At 38.2% G+C, this 16234-nt stretch carries 16 protein-coding genes; 11 read left to right on the top strand and 5 right to left on the bottom strand.

Going from position 1 to position 16234, the window contains the following annotated elements; all coding sequences use genetic code 11:
* Window positions 1–90 precede the first annotated feature (90 nt).
* The 7 genes from LMF32_RS03595 to LMF32_RS03565 all read left to right on the top strand — a co-directional run bounded on the left by LMF32_RS03595 (window position 91) and on the right by LMF32_RS03565 (window position 7405).
* Window positions 91–519 carry a MerR family transcriptional regulator gene (locus LMF32_RS03595; RefSeq protein WP_230523886.1) on the top strand — a complete coding sequence of 143 codons (429 nt, stop codon included), beginning with the start codon at window positions 91–93 and terminating at the stop codon, window positions 517–519.
* 124 nt (window positions 520–643) lie between these two features.
* Window positions 644–1495: an aldo/keto reductase gene (locus tag LMF32_RS03590; RefSeq protein WP_230523885.1), complete on the top strand. Its 852-nt coding sequence runs from the start codon at window positions 644–646 to the stop codon at window positions 1493–1495.
* A gap of 147 nt (window positions 1496–1642) precedes the next feature.
* Window positions 1643–2476: a squalene/phytoene synthase family protein gene (locus tag LMF32_RS03585; RefSeq protein ID WP_230523884.1), complete on the top strand. Its 834-nt coding sequence runs from the start codon at window positions 1643–1645 to the stop codon at window positions 2474–2476.
* A gap of 361 nt (window positions 2477–2837) precedes the next feature.
* Window positions 2838–4160 carry an acetyl-CoA hydrolase/transferase C-terminal domain-containing protein gene (locus tag LMF32_RS03580; RefSeq protein ID WP_092480713.1) on the top strand — a complete coding sequence of 441 codons (1323 nt, stop codon included), beginning with the start codon at window positions 2838–2840 and terminating at the stop codon, window positions 4158–4160.
* Between the two features lie 599 nt (window positions 4161–4759).
* A complete protein-coding gene (locus tag LMF32_RS03575; RefSeq protein WP_230523883.1) occupies window positions 4760–5935 on the top strand; it encodes a SulP family inorganic anion transporter in 1176 nt (391 codons plus the stop codon).
* Between the two features lie 215 nt (window positions 5936–6150).
* Complete coding sequence (locus LMF32_RS03570) at window positions 6151–6543, top strand: SRPBCC domain-containing protein (RefSeq protein WP_230523882.1); 393 nt, start codon at window positions 6151–6153, stop codon at window positions 6541–6543.
* A 121-nt stretch (window positions 6544–6664) separates the two neighbouring features.
* On the top strand, window positions 6665–7405 hold the full coding sequence (locus LMF32_RS03565) for an NAD-dependent protein deacylase (RefSeq protein WP_230523881.1): 741 nt from the start codon (window positions 6665–6667) through the stop codon (window positions 7403–7405).
* Between the two features lie 92 nt (window positions 7406–7497).
* Here the strand turns inward: LMF32_RS03565 and LMF32_RS03560 are convergent, their stop codons facing one another.
* From LMF32_RS03560 to LMF32_RS03545, 4 genes are all read right to left on the bottom strand, one after another.
* On the bottom strand, window positions 7498–7641 hold the full coding sequence (locus LMF32_RS03560; protein WP_230523880.1) for a hypothetical protein: 144 nt from the start codon (window positions 7639–7641) through the stop codon (window positions 7498–7500).
* Window positions 7642–7770: 129 nt separating this feature from the next.
* Entirely contained in the window at window positions 7771–9156 is a 1386-nt protein-coding gene (locus LMF32_RS03555; RefSeq protein ID WP_230523879.1) for an ISNCY family transposase, read from the bottom strand.
* Between the two features lie 75 nt (window positions 9157–9231).
* Entirely contained in the window at window positions 9232–9708 is a 477-nt protein-coding gene (locus LMF32_RS03550) for a hypothetical protein (RefSeq protein ID WP_230523878.1), read from the bottom strand.
* Between the two features lie 323 nt (window positions 9709–10031).
* Entirely contained in the window at window positions 10032–11000 is a 969-nt protein-coding gene (locus LMF32_RS03545; protein WP_230523877.1) for an NAD-dependent epimerase/dehydratase family protein, read from the bottom strand.
* A 122-nt stretch (window positions 11001–11122) separates the two neighbouring features.
* On the opposite strand from LMF32_RS03545, the gene LMF32_RS03540 reads away from it, so the two are divergent.
* From LMF32_RS03540 to LMF32_RS03525, 4 genes are all read left to right on the top strand, one after another.
* Window positions 11123–12331 (top strand): helix-turn-helix domain-containing protein, encoded by a 1209-nt coding sequence (locus LMF32_RS03540; protein WP_230523876.1) that lies wholly within the window; start codon window positions 11123–11125, stop codon window positions 12329–12331.
* 193 nt (window positions 12332–12524) lie between these two features.
* Complete coding sequence (locus LMF32_RS03535; RefSeq protein WP_230523875.1) at window positions 12525–13703, top strand: nucleoside transporter C-terminal domain-containing protein; 1179 nt, start codon at window positions 12525–12527, stop codon at window positions 13701–13703.
* 169 nt (window positions 13704–13872) lie between these two features.
* Complete coding sequence (locus LMF32_RS03530; protein ID WP_230523874.1) at window positions 13873–14538, top strand: uracil-DNA glycosylase; 666 nt, start codon at window positions 13873–13875, stop codon at window positions 14536–14538.
* Between the two features lie 227 nt (window positions 14539–14765).
* Window positions 14766–15131 (top strand): YccF domain-containing protein, encoded by a 366-nt coding sequence (locus tag LMF32_RS03525; protein WP_230523873.1) that lies wholly within the window; start codon window positions 14766–14768, stop codon window positions 15129–15131.
* A 67-nt stretch (window positions 15132–15198) separates the two neighbouring features.
* On the opposite strand, the gene LMF32_RS03520 is transcribed toward LMF32_RS03525, so the two are convergent.
* Entirely contained in the window at window positions 15199–16179 is a 981-nt protein-coding gene (locus LMF32_RS03520) for an ornithine cyclodeaminase family protein (RefSeq protein WP_347401927.1), read from the bottom strand.
* Window positions 16180–16234 lie beyond the last annotated feature (55 nt).

Raw genomic sequence — 16234 nt, 5'->3', positions numbered from 1 at the left:
TTCATTTCATCAACCATTTATATTTGTTGGTATGGAGTAAACTCCATAGTTTATAATACTAGTTAGTATGAATGTTTAGGAGGTTGAAAGATGAACATTAAAAGTGCAGCAAAGATGTTTGAGTTATCGATAGATACGTTAAGGTATTATGAAAGAGTCGGTGTCATTCCGCCTGTCAAAAGGGATAAAAATGGGTATCGGAATTATACGACAATGGATTTGAATTGGATTTTTTTAGCAAAAAGTTTACGTAAAGCAGGGTTATCTATCGAATCGATGATTGAATTTGCAACATTAGCTCAATCTACCGAAGACGTTTCAAAAGCGCAGAAAGAAATTCTTTCTAATCAACTCCAACAGATAGAAGCTCGTATTGTTGAGATGGAACAGGCACGGGATTTGCTGATCCATAAGATTGCTACTTATGATGAGCATGTAGCGCAATTTCAAGCTGGTTCTGTAGAAGAGAAAGACATCGAACAGTTATGGGAAATGGCTCATGTTAAAGAAATGGAATAAAAATAGAAATGAAGAGAAGAAAGTACTTGCTATGGAGTACACTCTATAGTTTACAGTAGAAATAGATGGTATCTACATTTAAATGTAAGCGAAATCAATTTTAGTAAAGAAAGGAAAGTGCTGTATGCAAACAATAAAATTAAACAATGGAGTAAAGGTTCCTATTTTAGGATTCGGAACTTTTCAAATCACAGATCCGCAAGAAGCAGAAGAGTCAGTTATAAATGCCATAAAAGCAGGATATCGACATATCGATACAGCTCAAAGCTATTTGAATGAAGAAGCTGTTGGGAGAGGAATCAAAAAATCGGGTGTTTCAAGAGAAGAGTTGTTCATTACTACAAAAATTTGGATCAGTAATACGACTTATGATGGTGTATTGGAGTCATTCAAACGTTCTTTAGACAGATTGAATTTGGAGTATGTTGATTTACTGCTTTTGCACCAACCATATAATGACACATATGGTGCTTGGCGAGCAATGGAAAAGTTACAGGAAGAGGGTAAAATTCGGGCTATTGGAGTCAGTAATTTTTCAGTTGCTAAAGCTGTCGACTTATCCCAATTCAATAAAACAACTCCCGCAGTAAATCAGATTGAAATCAATCCTTATCATCAGCAAAGTGAAACGCTCGAATTGTTAAGAGCTGAGGGAATCGTTTCAGAAGCATGGGCACCATTTGCTGAAGGGAAAAACAACTTATTCCAAAATCCCGTTTTAGCAGCTATTGGGGCTAAATATAACAAAACGGTGGCTCAAGTGATTATTCGATGGCTGGTCGAGCAGGATGTTATTGTATTAGCGAAGACTGTAAAACCAGAACGGATGGAAGAGAATTTATCTATCTTCGATTTTGCTTTAACTGAAGAAGACAAAGAAGCCATTAAAACATTAGATAAAAGCGAGAGCCAATTCTTCTCTCATGATGATCCTGAAATGATTAAAGCTTTAGCTGGTCGAATATTAGACGTTTAGATTTGTAAGATGCTTTCTGCAAAAGGAAGCATCTTTTTCATTACCAACTAAAATAATGAAATCTTCTTCTTTTCTTCTTATTTATTTCTTTAGTATTTAGAAAAGTTCTTATACAATAGGAATAAGAACTTTCAGGAGGAGAAACGCATGAAGAAAAATGAACAGTTTCCTAAAGAAGCTATGCGAGTTTTGAAGGAAACAAGCCGAACTTTTTATATTCCGATCACCTTTTTGAAAAGCGATTTAAAACATTCAGTGGCCTCTGCGTATTTAGTGATGCGCGCGATCGATGAGATCGAAGACCATGAACTGATTTCAGACGATACGAAATATGAGTTGTTGATGCAAGTGAGCGAACTCTTTAAGCGACCATTTACTGAAGAAGCGTATCTCCGCATTATCGAACCTGTAAAGGAGCAATTGCCTGAAGTTTCTTTGCGCTTGTACGATTGGGTGCAAGCCTGTCCCGAAGGCTCTCGCCCCATGATGATGGAGATAAGCAGTGAAATGGCATTTGGTATGGCCAAATGGGCGAAGAAAAATTGGCAAGTGCAGACTAAAGAAGATCTAGATGACTATACGTATTACGTAGCTGGTGTTGTAGGAGTTTACTTGTCTAAGTTATGGCATTGGTCTTATGGCCAAGAAACGGACCTGGATCTGGCGATCGGATTCGGACGAGGACTTCAAGCAGTTAATATTTTACGCAATCAAAAAGAAGACAGCGAAGAACGGGGCGTCAGTTTTGTTCCAGACGGCTGGTCAAGAGATGATCTATTTGCTTACGCAGAAGACAATTTGAAAAAAGCAGATGCTTATATCGCCACTTTATCGGAAAAAAGTACGGTGATGTTTTGTCGTTTGCCGTTAGAATTTGCGCATAAAAGCTTGAAGGCGATGAAAAAAGGACAAGAAAAAATGTCTCGAGCAGAAGTGGAACAAACGGTAAATGAAGTGAAAATGGAAGTTGATTCTAAATAAAACGAAATACAAAACACCCGGACATCTCTTTTATAACGTGTATGCGTTATAGAAGAGGTGTTTCTTTGCATTGAGTGGAATTAAAGGGCTTTCAGTTCAGCTTATAGGTTCTATAATTTTCCATAAGTAGACGGTTTCAATAAAAGTGAGGTAAAGTATGCGTGTAAGCGGTTTACAAAAAGTGTAAAAGTGTAATGTAAAAAAACCAATACTATTAAAGCCAACTCGATGTTCGGAGCTTTATTTGTTACAGAAGATCAAAAAGAAGGAATGACAGCTTTTACAGAAAAAAGAAAAGCTGCTTTCAAACGAAAATAAGTATTTGCCAACAGCTCTTTATAAATGAAGTGGGGGAACCATTATGACAATTACTGACTACAAAAAACTATACGAAGAAAAATTAACGACTCCTGAAAAAGCTGTACAATTAGTAGAACCTGGGGAAGAGATCATTTTCCCGATCAACCCAGGTGAACCACCTGCATTATTGGAAGCGTTACCCGAAAACAAGAATTTAGAAGGAAACTACTTACACCGTATGCTGCCAAGTTCTGGTCCATTAGACTTGCCGCCAAGCAAATTGAAACAAGTATCGATTTTCTTATCCGGTGCTGACCGTAAGTATTACCAAAAAGGGTTTGTTGACTTCTTACCAAACCATTTTTCAGACATCCCTTCATTATTGCTGCAACGTTCTGCTCATCCAGTGATTATGGCGACTGTTTCGCCAATGGACGAAAACGGAAACTTCTCACTAGGAACGAGTCCTTCTTATGTGGCACCATTGATTGAACATGCAAAAACAATCATTTTAGAAGTGAATGAAAATATGCCTCGTACTTTTGGTGCTAAAAACAACATCCATATCAGTCAAGTAGCAGCATTAGTAGAAAATACAGTTGATTTACCGGAATTGCCGACACCCCATTTGAAAGAAAAAGACTTGGCTATCGGAAAAATCATCGCAGATACAGTAAAAGACGGCGATACTGTTCAGATCGGTTTCGGATCTATGCCGAATGCGGTTATGGAATACTTGATGGATAAGAAAGATTTAGGCGTATACAGCGAAATGCTTCCAGATAAAATCGTTGATTTGTATGAAAAAGGGGTTGTCACTAACAAAAACAATCCAGCTTATCCAAACAAAACTGTTTCTACATTTGCAATTGGATCTAAAAAATTGTATGAATTCATGAACAATAACGAAGACATTTTGATGTTGCCGTGTGACGAAACAAATGGTTTATTGAACATTGCAAAAGTGGACAACTTAGTTTCGATCAACTCATCTGTTGAAGTTGATTTTTATGGACAGTGTAACTCTGAATCGGTTCAAGGGAAATTATATTCTTCTACTGGGGGACAAGCTGATTTCACTAAAGGTGTGCGCTTGACGAAAGATGGACGAGGAATCATTTGCTTGTATTCTACAGCGAAAAATGACGAAATCTCTACTATCGTACCAGAATTAGCTCATGGGTCGATTGTCTCAACATCGAAAAATGATGTCGATACTGTAGTAACAGAGTATGGAAAAGCTGAGTTGATCGGGAAAACCTTTGGTGAACGAGCAGAGGCGTTGATCAATATCGCTCATCCAAAATTCCGTGATGAACTACGTCGAAGAGCGATTGAAAAGAACTTGATAGTAGAAGACGAGAAAGAACCTGTTTTACAATAAATACAGATGAAAAACTTCCAGCTCCCTATTGCTGGAAGTTTTTTATGGATTCTTCATTAAGTATAGGTGATGAGAAATTTTAAAATTTTCACGTTCTAGCGTACGCAAACTATTTCCTCCGGAATATGGGATGACTTACGAAGAGCCATGGGACCGCCTTAAGGCAAAGAACGTCTCAAGGCTGACAAGCTTCAAACTTAGTGTAACGGCTAAAGCCTAACACTAAGTAATTTGCCAAGATTGTTGTTGCTTCAGCAACTTACAAGCATGGTATGCGTAGCGCAGCGTAGAACAATTGCCTCCTTCTTCATGGCTACAAGCCATCCCATATTCCTACAGAAATAGTCAGATTTGACTGATTTAAAAAGCGAGGCTTCAAAAACAATTTTTTCATTTCAACTTCTAATAAGTACAAATTTTTATATTATACAAAAACAGAGGTGATGAATTTTTTATCAACCACACTACCATAGAACTATACTTTTTATATGTATGACGTGCTGGTAAAAAATCAGCAACACCTTTATCCCTAAAATTGTGGTATGATATTTTCTTGTAAGCTTATTAAGGAAGTGTTTGTTTCTAGAAGGAAGGTATTTATGCAACAATATAAAAAAGAATGGTTTGGAAATATTAGGGGAGATATTCTAGCGGGGATCGTTGTCTGTTTAGCTTTATTCCCTGAGGTTGTTGGTTTTATGATTGTAGCAGGTGTAGAGCCGATTGTTGGAATCTATGCTACATTTTTCATTACAGCAGCAGCAGCTTTTTTTGGAGCACGTACAGGATTGATCTCCGCTGCAGCCGGATCGGTAGCATTAGTGCTAGCCAATTTGGTCGCGGAACATGGAGTGAATTACTTATTTGCCGCTACTATTTTAGCCGGAGTGATCCAAGTTGTATTGGGAGCTGCTAAAGTAGGTAAGGTAATGCGTTATATTCCTCAACCTGTTATGTTGGGTTTTGTGAACGGATTAGGTATCATGATGTTTTTATCTCAAGTAAATCATTTTAAAGGAAATCCTCTATTGCTGGTGCTTGGAGCACTCGGTATTGCCATTATTTTCTTGATGCCTAAAGTAACGAAAAAAATTCCTGCTCCTATTATTTCTATTATCGTGATTACGATGATTGTACTAGGCTTGGATTTAAACGTACAAATGTTGGGAGATTTAGGTAAGATATCTAGCGATTTGCCCTCCTTTAGTATTCCAAAAGTCCCTATGAATGTCGAAACGTTGAGAATTATTTTTCCGACAGCTCTTTCTGTAGCGATTGTTGGATTGTTGGAATCTTTATTGACCGCACAATTAGTGGATGAGTCGACTAATACGCCAAGTAATAAAAACCAGGAATCCATCAGTCAAGGTATCGGAAATATGCTTTCTGGATTCTTTGGCGGAATCGCCGGTTGCGGAATGATTGGCCAAACGGTCATCAACATTAGTTACGGCGGTATTGGTCGATTAGCTACATTTCTGTCTGGCTTTTTCATGTTGACATCAGTGGTGCTGTTAAATGGAATAGTGGTACAAATTCCCATTATTGCTTTAGCGGCTGTTATGGTCGTCGTTTCTTATGAAACAATCGATTGGGGCTCTATCAGACAATTGACGTCTATGCCTAAAAAAGACAGTGTGGTCATGTTATTGACCGTTGCGATTGTTGTATTCACACATAATTTAGCTTATGGAGTGGTGGCAGGGACTTTGGTGAGTATAGCACTGACCAACATTCAATCGATTTCTATGTATGGAAAAGAAAATATAAATTAATTTTTTACGAAATGAATAGAAGAAAAGGCAGTGTAACTTTCGATATAGAAAGTCACACTGCTTTTTGTGCTGTATTAAAGCAAAGCGGAGTGGCAGTATGCTTTAATACAAATTCCAAATAGCTGCATGTTATACTAATAGAAGATAAAAATATCCGAACAACAGGTCTGGTTTTTTTTGGAATTTAGGAACAGCTGGGAATGGAGGACATTCTTATGAATCAGTTAAATAAAAGAAGAACGGATAGAGTTTCGAAAGAAATCGCTGCTTCTCCAAGCACTATTTATCAAGCGATTTTAAATCCTAACGCTTTAGTTTCTTGGTTGCCGCCCGAGGGGATGAGGGGAGAAATAGAAATATATGAACCGTGGGAAAGCGGGAAATTTCAAATTTCCCTAACGTATTTAGACCCAGAATACTCTCAAGCTGGAAAAACAGAAGGCAATAAAGATGTTAGCAAAGGCATTTTTACGAAGTTGATAAAAGATAAACAAGTGGTCACTGAAGCAGCTTTTGAATCGGATGATCCAACGTTGAGAGAAACGATGAGAATGACGTGGAATTTAGAAACGGTTCCTTCCGGTAACGAAAGTAGAAATTGTTGCTGAGAATGTGCCATCTTCTATTGATGAGAAGGCTCATATTGAAGGATTGAGTTCTTCATTAACCAATCTAGCTGCTTATATTTCAAGAAACCAGTAAACAATATATATAGAAAAGGTGAATAGTTTGAATCAATCAGTCAATCAAGTTGCACAATGGATACAAGAAGCAGAAAGAATCGTTGCATTTACCGGAGCAGGAATCAGTACGGAAAGCGGTATTCCAGATTTCCGTTCAGCAGGTGGTTTTTTTGATCAGCTGTCTGGGAAACGATACAGCGGTGAAGAAGCGTTAAGCGTGCCTTTTTTCAACCGTTATCCTGAGCTGTTTTTTGAGAACTATCGCACGACACTAGACTTTCCAGATGCTAAACCAAATTTCGGACATCAGTTCTTCCGTTTATTGGAAGAAAAAGGTAAGCAAGTCAGTATCGTCACTCAAAATATTGATCATTTGCATGAAGCAGCAGGCAGCTCGATTGTCTATCCTTTGCATGGTGATGCTACAAAATGGAAGTCAGTCAAAACCAATAAACCTGTCCCCGCTCATGAGGTTCAATGGGACGAAAATGGTATAGCAATAGATAGTAAAGGAGACAAGCTCCGCCCAGATATCGTTTTGTATGGGGATCAATTGGATGAGCAAGTTGTCGATGGCGCAATCAATGCTTTACAACAAGCAGATATGCTGATCGTCATTGGAACGAGTCTAAATGTGATGCCGGCAGCTTATTTTATTGAAGAATTTCGCGGTCGACATTCAATATTGATCAACCGAACAGAATTAGCTCAAATGGATCAATTTGATTTGGCGATCAAAGAGAAAAGCGGAGAATTTTTAAATAAAGTATGGCAAGAACTAAAATAAGCTTTTTTTATAGGAAACTGCGAAAAAACTTTCTTTTCTTAATGAGAAGATAGTTTTTTATGTTCAGTGTATTGTATTAAGGAATATAAACGTTAATATTTTTTCTTCGGATGACGGTCGACAGGTTCTGGATATTTAGCCAACAGTTCTTTTCCGGCAGGAGTGATCTCAAAACCTCTGATAGAAAAGTGGGGACTGATTTGTTCTTCCATCAATTCTGATTTAGCAAATTCCATGAGACCTTCCTTGTTTAGTTTAGAATGTCAAGCGAAAGTTAAAATGTCCTAAAACCAAGGCTCACATTAATGCAAGCTTTTACTTCGCAAAAGCTTGCATTAATGTGACCGAATTTGTTAAAATTAGTCTTAAGCTGTTTGTTCAGCTTCGTACTCTTCGAGTGTTTTTCCGACACTGCGAAGATATCTTTTGAAAGATTCTAGTTTCCACGGGTGAGATTGTGGGGGAATATACTGGCGTCTTTCTTTTTTTTGCTCTGGAATCGGATCAAACTCTTGTGAGTAGTAGTCATGTTCTTTCAGTCTCCTTGTTGTGTATATTTTTTCAGCTATATTTACATAGATATCTCCGTTAAACGCTTCGATAACCAACACCTTTGATCTTCGCGTGAAGTAGTGCTCTTCACTGCCTTCCGTAGGCAGGTAGTAGTTGTTTTGATACCGAATATGATGCCCACTATCCACTTTTCTATTCGCTACTCGTGCTAATAATAAATTGATTTCTGATTTAGTTGGTGCGTTTTCATAGATGGATTCCTTCGTTTTATTGCCAAACTTCTTATTGAAAGTCCTAATCCATTTCGTTAAAAAGTGATTGGCTTCCTCCATAGATTGTATTCCAGCTAAGTCTAAATCTACAGGAAGTCGTGATTGAACAGTCCCGTTTAAGCGCTCTACGCGGCCTTTAGCTTGTGGAATAGAGGAGGTTTTAATCTCAATACCGAGTTGATGACAGGCAAAACCAAACTGGGTAAAGGTATCTTCTTCGACCGCTTTCATGGCTTTTGATGTGTATTCGAAAACCGTTCGTTTATCTGTTAAAAAAGCTAAAGGGATGCCTTGTTTCGTTAGGATCTGATTGAGCACATGATAATAGCCATTGAGTGTTTCTTGCATATCGAAATAAGCCCCGACGATATTACCAGAAGCGTCATCAATAGCTAAATGGAGATGTGTCACCTCTTTACCAAACCAGTTATAGGAGCTGGCATCCATTTGAATAAGCTCCCCCTGATATTTCTTTCTAGGACGGCTAGGGTGACTTTTTTCGGGTAACTCCATTTGATCTTCGGCTCTTGGAACCAGTGGGTTATAAGACCCTTTTTTACCTTTCATTGATTTAGCTTTGATTCGAGCATTTATTTTCTTACGTGTTTTTCTTTGAGCCTTAGGTGATAGAATATCAGCATGATATAAAATATGACGAATGGTCGTATCGGTGTAACAGATAGCATGATCCTCCTTCAAAATTTCAGTAAAATGCTTCACGTTAGGCTTTATCTTAAAACTTTGATAGAGCTCGATCACTTGTCTTTTTATTTCCTCTGGCACGGCGTGCCTAGCTGTTTTTCCTCTGTTGCCGTGTGAAAAAACAGCTTTTCCTCCTTCTTGATAGTCTTGAATCAATCTGTTGACTTGCCTCATCGAGAGCCCAAGTTCAACACAAGCTCTCTTTTTTTCCTTTCTTTTTTCTGCCACAGCTTTTATTACTTTATATTTCTTATCTTCATTCATCGTTAGTATTATCCTTTTCATGATTTTATTTTATCATTTTGGGACATTTTATGCTTCGACCTACTTAGGACATTATCACGTTCGAACGATAATGAGACCTTCCTTGTTTAGTTTAGAATAGCCTTTCAAGCCGAATTGTATTAATATGGATTTTAATTGAGCTGCATTCAAATAAGGCAAGGAATCCAGTGCTGACAATTGTTTCGCATATCCTTTATCGATCAATTCTTTTAAAGCTTGGTCCGCATTGATTCCATAATCGTATTCGAAATACTTTGGATAACCGCTGATGGTAGTGAATGTGCCGAAATTAATGCGCCACAACAAAATCAAATGACCAGGAAGCACATCTTCTTCAAATCGAATCATATTTCGCTTTGGAACCAAACTTTCTGATCCGATATTGACCAGATTAACCCATTCATGCAAATTACGTTGCGGTGAAATGTAAGGAACTTCCGCGTGATTTTCATATAATGCAAAGACATTTTTTACATCAGGATCAGTCAAGTCTAGATGACTATTTTGCTTTTCAATATTATTGGTATTCATTGCAAAGACTCCTTTGATAACTGTATTTACCTTCGTTACTATTTTGGAAGATAGAAGAAGAGAAGTCAAAGGATATCTAGAGAATGGACTTATCAAACAAATTTAAGACTAAGGCATAATAAAAAGATGCAGGACCTTTTAAACAAAGGACTGCATCTTTTTATGTTCTTTACGAAGGTCTAACCGGTTTACTTCACGCTCTCTAAAAACGCGTTGCGCAAGGCAACTCGCCTATCACTTTCCAAAAATGAAATTTAGGGGAAAAGCGCCCTAAGTTTCATTTTCGTGAAGTGTACGTCGAGCTAAGCGCCTTGCTCCACGCTCTAAACGCAGGTAGCTAGGGTTTCTTTGATGGATTGGATGACGTCGTGTTCTTTGATGCCTAATACGGACATGGTATCTGCAGGGTCTAGGTACAGATCTTCTGTTTGGAGTTTAGAACTGACTACCATATGCATTCCGTGTTCTAATCCTTTTTCAGCTGCTTTTCTGTCGATGTCTTCATAAACAGATTTCATTTGGTCGTATTCTACTACAGGAACTTGAGTGGTTTCTGTTTGACCCAATGCATCTACCATCATTTGGAAGAAGTCTTGGAATTTCATATTTAATGCTGAAATCGCATAAGTATGACGGTGTTTTCCATTCTCCATTGCTCCAACAGCCGCTTCAGCAACTTGTTCTACAGTTACCATAGCTGTTCCACCTTTTAGTACAGGGTAAACTGGTCTTCCTTTTAGTTGATCTGTGTACATTTTCCATAAAGGAGCTCTGCCTGGCATTGTTCCAAAAATGTATGGCAAACGGAGAGAAGTAACCGTCATGCTGCCTTCTCCTTCAGCAAATGCAACTTGTTCTTGTAATAGTCGGGTGTTTGGATAAGCTTGGGTTCTTAAGTTGTATTCCGGAAGACGTTCAGCAAACTCAGCAAAGTAAGAGCCGAAAACGACAAATTTCTTCACACCGGCTTCTTTAGCTAAACGAGCTAAGCGTTGAGTAGGGAGAACATTTGCTTCGTAAAAGAATTTCATTGCAGGTTTTTGTGGAACGATACGTTCGTCAGCTCCTGCTGCATAAATAAAACCTTCACAATCGCTTAATAAGTCACGAATTTCGTCATCAGAAAGCTCATTGATGTTTCCAAGGCTGCATTCTACCTCAGCTGGCAATAGATCTTCTGTTGGCATTGGAGGCAAAGCCATTGTTTTGACTTCATAACCTTTTGACAACAATTCTCTAACTGTGTAATAGCCTAAAAAACCTGTTCCGCCTAAAATAAATACTTTTGACATTGGAATCTCTCCTTTTGTTTTATATTTCACAAGTAGTATAATCTATTCTAGGTTAAAATAATCAGCAAAAAAAGACTATTCACTCACTTTATAGTAAAATCATTTGTAAGGAGGGGAAAGTGATGACAGAGAATTTTCCATACACTAGCGTCGATTATTTTTCGCAAAAGTTCAAACCTGCAGATCTAAGCATACGAAAAGAAACTATCGCTAAATCAGAAACGAAACATTACCGAAATGAGATCGAGTTTTTGATCATTCTTTCAGGTGCAGCAGCTATTGAGATCAATAATACTTCTTTTTCAATAAATGAAGGCGATATTATCCAATTGATGCCTTATCATGTCAACAGACTACTGATATCAGGAAAACAATCTCTTGAACTATACCGCATTCGTTTTTCAATTGGACTGTTGTTATTGATCAGTACCGATAAAACGAGGTATTTGAATGCTATCAAGAATTTAGACCGCTCTATCCCAATCACTTCTGTAGATGAGAACACTAGAAAACAAATCGAATTCTTATGCGAAACGGTATATGTCGAAAAGCAGACGAATCTAGGAAATATGGAAGCATTACATATTTCTTTAGTAGCTTACCTGTCTTATTTCTCTCATAAAACACAATCCAGGAAGTTTCAGGAAAAAGAATTCCAACGAAATCCTTCTTGGAAAATAGTTGAATACATACAAATCCATCATCAAGAAAATTTGTCTCCCTCATTCGTCAGCAAAGAATTGGCTATCGAAGAGGCAATGATAGGACCAAGTTTATTCGAACTCACAGGAAAGAGTTTTTACCAGCTGCTCAATCAAGTACGTATACGAAACGCCGCAGCTTTATTTCAATATGACGATTTATCGATCAACCAAATCGGAAAGATCTGCGGGTATCGATCGGAAGCTTATTTCTATAAAATGTTTAAGGAAATAATGCAAATGACTCCTTTAGAATACAGAAAAGGATTGTCTAATCCTTCAACTTCCGGAAATTCATACGATGCTTGGGAGATCGCTATGTATCTTTTAGAGAATTGTCGCAAAGAACTTTCTATCGTTGAAGCTGCTGCCGGTATGAATTTGTCGCAGAAAAAAATCAATCATTTATTAAGTGAAACATTCAATACGACCTTTAAAGATATGCTCAATCAATTTCGAGTACAGATTGGAAGAACCTTTTTAGTGTCACTTGATTTACCTGTTCAAGAGACAGCTTTGTTAGTAGGGTTCTCAGATTCAACCTCGTTTATCAGAAACTTTAAGGCTTTTTATGGACTCACCCCTAAACAGCTGGTCAAAAAGGAAAAGGGCGAAACGACTGATCCTTAAACAGATCAGTCGTTTTTCACGTGCTTTATGAGCAGAACTTCATTTGATAGGAGCATAGGGATATGGTAATATGAGAAATTGTGATTATTTATAAATGAGGTGAATCCAGAAAAAGTGGGAGGTAACCAAAGAACGAGCAGCCGAGTTATAAAGTTCATCTACAAGTAAGTAATGGAAATGGAGAACTAAAGCAATGGAAAAAGTTATAACAGTTTTTGGAATTATTATTTTATTGGGTATTTTATATCTGATGTCGGACAATAAAAAAGCCATCAATAAAAAGACTGTGGCAGTTGCTGTAGCAGCACAGTTGGTACTATCATTATTCTTAATAAAAATACCTGTCGGCAGTTGGATCATCAGACAATTGGCTGCAGGAGTTACCAAATTATTTAGTTTTGCAAACGAAGGGTTGACCTTTGTATTTGGAGATTTATTTGGAAATGGGTACTTCTTTATTGATGTATTAGGAGTCATCATTTTCTTATCTGGATTGACGGGTATTTTGGGATACCTTGGTGTAGTAGGTTGGGTCGTTAAGATCGTCGGTGGAGCTGTCGGGAAATTGATGGGCACTGAAAAAGCTGAATCATTTGTAGCGGTAGCTAACATGCTTTTAGGACAAACAGAGTCGCCTTTTTTAGTCGCTAAATACTTACCGGACATGACTCGTTCAGAGTTGATGACTGTATTGGTTGCAGGGATGGGATCTATGTCAGCATCTATTTTAGTAGGGTATAACTTGTTGGGTATCCCTATGGAATGGTTATTGGTCACTTCAGCAATGGTGCCGTTTGGTTCTATTTTAGTGGCTAAGATATTGACTCCTGAAACGGAAGAAAGCCGAGTAACAGATGTAACGCTTGATCGAAAAGGAGATAATACCTCTGTATTTTCTGCTTTGGCTGAAGGAATCAATAATGGATTGCAAATGGTGTTAGGAATTGGAGCTAGTTTGATTGCCGGTATTTCCATTGTAGCGTTGTTGAACAGCCTGTTAGGATTGGTAGGAACTAGTTTTACGGAGTTATTAGGCTACTTATTCATGCCACTAGGCTGGTTGATGGGACTGACAGGATCAGAATCTATCATCGCTGGGCAAGTTCTAGGGACCAAATTGTCAATCAATGAGTTTGTTGCTTATGCAGAACTGGCACCTCAATTAGGAGAATTGTCAGATAGAGCCGTAGCTATGTTGTCTATTGCAGTAGGAAGTTTTGGTGCATTCTCAAGTATTGCTATCTGTGTTACTGGATTAGCAGTATTTGCGCCTGATAGAAAAAATGATCTATCTAGTTTAGCTTTTAGAGGAATGTTGGGCGGATTTATCGTTCCAGTTCTTTCAGCTATGTTTATTGGGTTGTTTTTATAAAAATAAATAAGTAGACAGCTAAAGCCAGATGGAGATTTTTTATCTCCATCTGGCTTTTTTAAATTGCAGGACGAACTTTCATCTATATAGAACGTGAGTATGTCTTATATTTTTTTTACCACTTTAAATGTGCTAACCTAAAAGAGAAGTAAGGAGGGTGATCATTCAAATGATAAAAACGATACTTACTAAAGAACTGATTCAACTAGCGCAACAAAGAGCTGCGGGATTTCCTGTAGAGGGATTTTTACGCGGAGAGGGTCCGGAACAGCCAAAAGCTCTGTTGATTGGAGAGGCGCCTGGCGAAGTAGAGGTAACAATAGATGTAGACACTCCATTTGCTGGACGAGCAGGTGTTGAACTGACGAAGTTTATGGAGACAGCTGGATTAACGAGGGAAAATGCGTATATTACAAGCGTCTTTCATAGTCGTCCTTTTAAAGACCGTCTAAAACTCAATAAGCGTACAGGTGAGGAAGAAATGAGACGCTACAATCGTAAACCGACCCGAAAAGAAGTGTTGGCACATGCGCCTTTGACGGATTACGAAATCAGTCATATTGATGCTCCGCTGATCATTCTTTTAGGTACGTCAGCCATTGAGCGAGTACTCGGAAAGAAAGCAGCAGTAAAAGAGCTTCATGGAAAAGTACTGACGACACCTGTTCAATATTTAGCGGACCTTGAAGACACTGCTTATCAATGGACGGATAAAAAATACTCTGTTTTATGTACTTACCACCCTGCCAGTGTATTTTACAATCGACAGTTGGCATCTGATATACATGAAGATATGCTTGCAGCAAAGAGATGGTTGGAAGAAAACAGCAAATAAAAATAAGACAATAATAAAGGATAATTTGCTGCCTACATAAAATTTGCTAAATGTAGTGAAAGATTCGCTAAAATCAAACTTTTATGTGGTCGATGGATTTTAACTTGTCTGGCCTAAACAATATTCACTCAGAAAATCATCATTTAGTCTGATGTTCTGCTAGATTCTGTCCTCTATAATAAGTAATGTAAACATCAGAATAACAACGATTAAAGAGGAGAAGAATTATGAAACTATTAGGGAATATTGTGTGGTTTATATTGGGCGGATTTATCAGCTTTCTATCGTGGGGGATTCTAGGAATATTGTGGTCAATAACAATTATCGGAATCCCAATCGGCAGACAGTGTTTTAAATTTGCTAAAATGTCCGCAGCTCCTTTTGGAAAAGAGATTCGTTACAGTGATAGTGGTTCATCGCTCTTGGTCAATATCATCTGGCTGTTTCTTGGTGGATTTGCAATCGTCATAGAAGAAGTGGCGCTGGGTATTGTTTTCTGTTTGACGATTGTAGGGATTCCTTTTGGAATGCAGCATTTCAAGCATGCCAAATTAGCTTTGTTGCCAGTTGGATCAGAAATATACCGCACGTAATATTTTATATAATGAAAAAGGCAGTCCGCAAATGGAATAATCCGTTTGCAGGCTGCCTTTTTGATAGTTATTCTACGAAGTCAAAATGTTCTCCCAAACCTTTTTCAAGAGCGCGTTTTTGAACTTCTCCAGCAATGGCTACATCCATTGCGCCCGTTCCGATAGGGATACAAATGGTAATATCATTCGATAAATCACCTGCATCTGATTGGCCTGCTGCCAATTCTCCTAAAGTAGTAAAAATGTTTTTTTCCGTTACTTTGCCTTCTTTGTTTAAATGTTTCAAAGCCCCGCGATGCAAAGCTTGCTCCACATGGTCCACGATAATTTTGTCCGCTTTTAAAATCAATTCGTCTTCAATTTCTTGGAAAGAACCAAGAGGGAAAATAATCGTACCAGGTTGGATCCAATCGGCTTTGATAATCGGTTCTTGTGCAGGGGTGACGGTTATGAGAACATCTGCTTGACTGGCTTCTTTAGCATCTTCAACGACGCGTATCGTTCCTTTCACCAAATCTTTCATATCCTCAGCAAATTTTTCAGCTGTAGAACGACGATGATTCCAGATAATCAGCTCTGAGATGTCGAATAAATCTGAAATAGCGAGGATATTCGTGCTGGCTTGCATACCAGCTCCATACATACCGATAGAAATAGAAGGTTTTTTCACCAAATAACGCAAGGCGTTGGCTGTTTGAGATCCCGTACGCATATTTGTGATATATGCACCGTCTAGTGCGGCTGTAAAAGTCCCTAAGTGAGGGTTAAGTAGTAAAATCATAGCGGTGATATAAGGAAGTCCAGCTTCTTTTCTTTCGCCAAGAAAACCGCCGACCCATTTCAAACCAGCAATATCTTGCCAACCAATGTAAGCGGGCATGGCATTCATGAATCCCTCGTATGGTGGATAGCCTCCTGTTTCTCCTAAATCCAACGTTAATTTAGTAGGATTGATGACTGTTCCTTCTCCCATTCCGATGAATGTTTTATGGACGATCTCATTGATATCTTTTATACCCATCAATTCTTTTATGGTTTTTTGATTAATGAGCAGTGTGTTTTTCTCCTCCAGAATAATCCCTCCTTTTTTCTATCAAACAAAA

This window comes from Desemzia sp. C1 (assembly GCF_020882875.1).
Classification (GTDB): domain Bacteria; phylum Bacillota; class Bacilli; order Lactobacillales; family Carnobacteriaceae; genus Desemzia; species Desemzia incerta.
Note: the sequence above shows the minus strand (reverse complement) of the source record. Positions and strands in the feature narration are given on the sequence as shown.

Excerpts from the sequence above, each read along its gene's own strand:
- LMF32_RS03585 (WP_230523884.1), top strand. The coding sequence starts at position 1,643 with ATGAAGAAAAATGAACAGTTTCCTAAAGAAGCTATGCGAGTTTTGAAG.
- LMF32_RS03560 (WP_230523880.1), bottom strand. The coding sequence starts at position 7,641 with ATGGAATTTGCTAAATCAGAATTGATGGAAGAACAAATCAGTCCCCAC.
- LMF32_RS03575 (WP_230523883.1), top strand. The coding sequence starts at position 4,760 with ATGCAACAATATAAAAAAGAATGGTTTGGAAATATTAGGGGAGATATT.
- LMF32_RS03590 (WP_230523885.1), top strand. The coding sequence starts at position 644 with ATGCAAACAATAAAATTAAACAATGGAGTAAAGGTTCCTATTTTAGGA.
- LMF32_RS03580 (WP_092480713.1), top strand. The coding sequence starts at position 2,838 with ATGACAATTACTGACTACAAAAAACTATACGAAGAAAAATTAACGACT.
- LMF32_RS03545 (WP_230523877.1), bottom strand. The coding sequence starts at position 11,000 with ATGTCAAAAGTATTTATTTTAGGCGGAACAGGTTTTTTAGGCTATTAC.
- LMF32_RS03530 (WP_230523874.1), top strand. The coding sequence starts at position 13,873 with ATGATAAAAACGATACTTACTAAAGAACTGATTCAACTAGCGCAACAA.
- LMF32_RS03555 (WP_230523879.1), bottom strand. The coding sequence starts at position 9,156 with ATGAATGAAGATAAGAAATATAAAGTAATAAAAGCTGTGGCAGAAAAA.
- LMF32_RS03540 (WP_230523876.1), top strand. The coding sequence starts at position 11,123 with ATGACAGAGAATTTTCCATACACTAGCGTCGATTATTTTTCGCAAAAG.
- LMF32_RS03550 (WP_230523878.1), bottom strand. The coding sequence starts at position 9,708 with ATGAATACCAATAATATTGAAAAGCAAAATAGTCATCTAGACTTGACT.
- LMF32_RS03535 (WP_230523875.1), top strand. The coding sequence starts at position 12,525 with ATGGAAAAAGTTATAACAGTTTTTGGAATTATTATTTTATTGGGTATT.
- LMF32_RS03595 (WP_230523886.1), top strand. The coding sequence starts at position 91 with ATGAACATTAAAAGTGCAGCAAAGATGTTTGAGTTATCGATAGATACG.
- LMF32_RS03525 (WP_230523873.1), top strand. The coding sequence starts at position 14,766 with ATGAAACTATTAGGGAATATTGTGTGGTTTATATTGGGCGGATTTATC.
- LMF32_RS03570 (WP_230523882.1), top strand. The coding sequence starts at position 6,151 with ATGAATCAGTTAAATAAAAGAAGAACGGATAGAGTTTCGAAAGAAATC.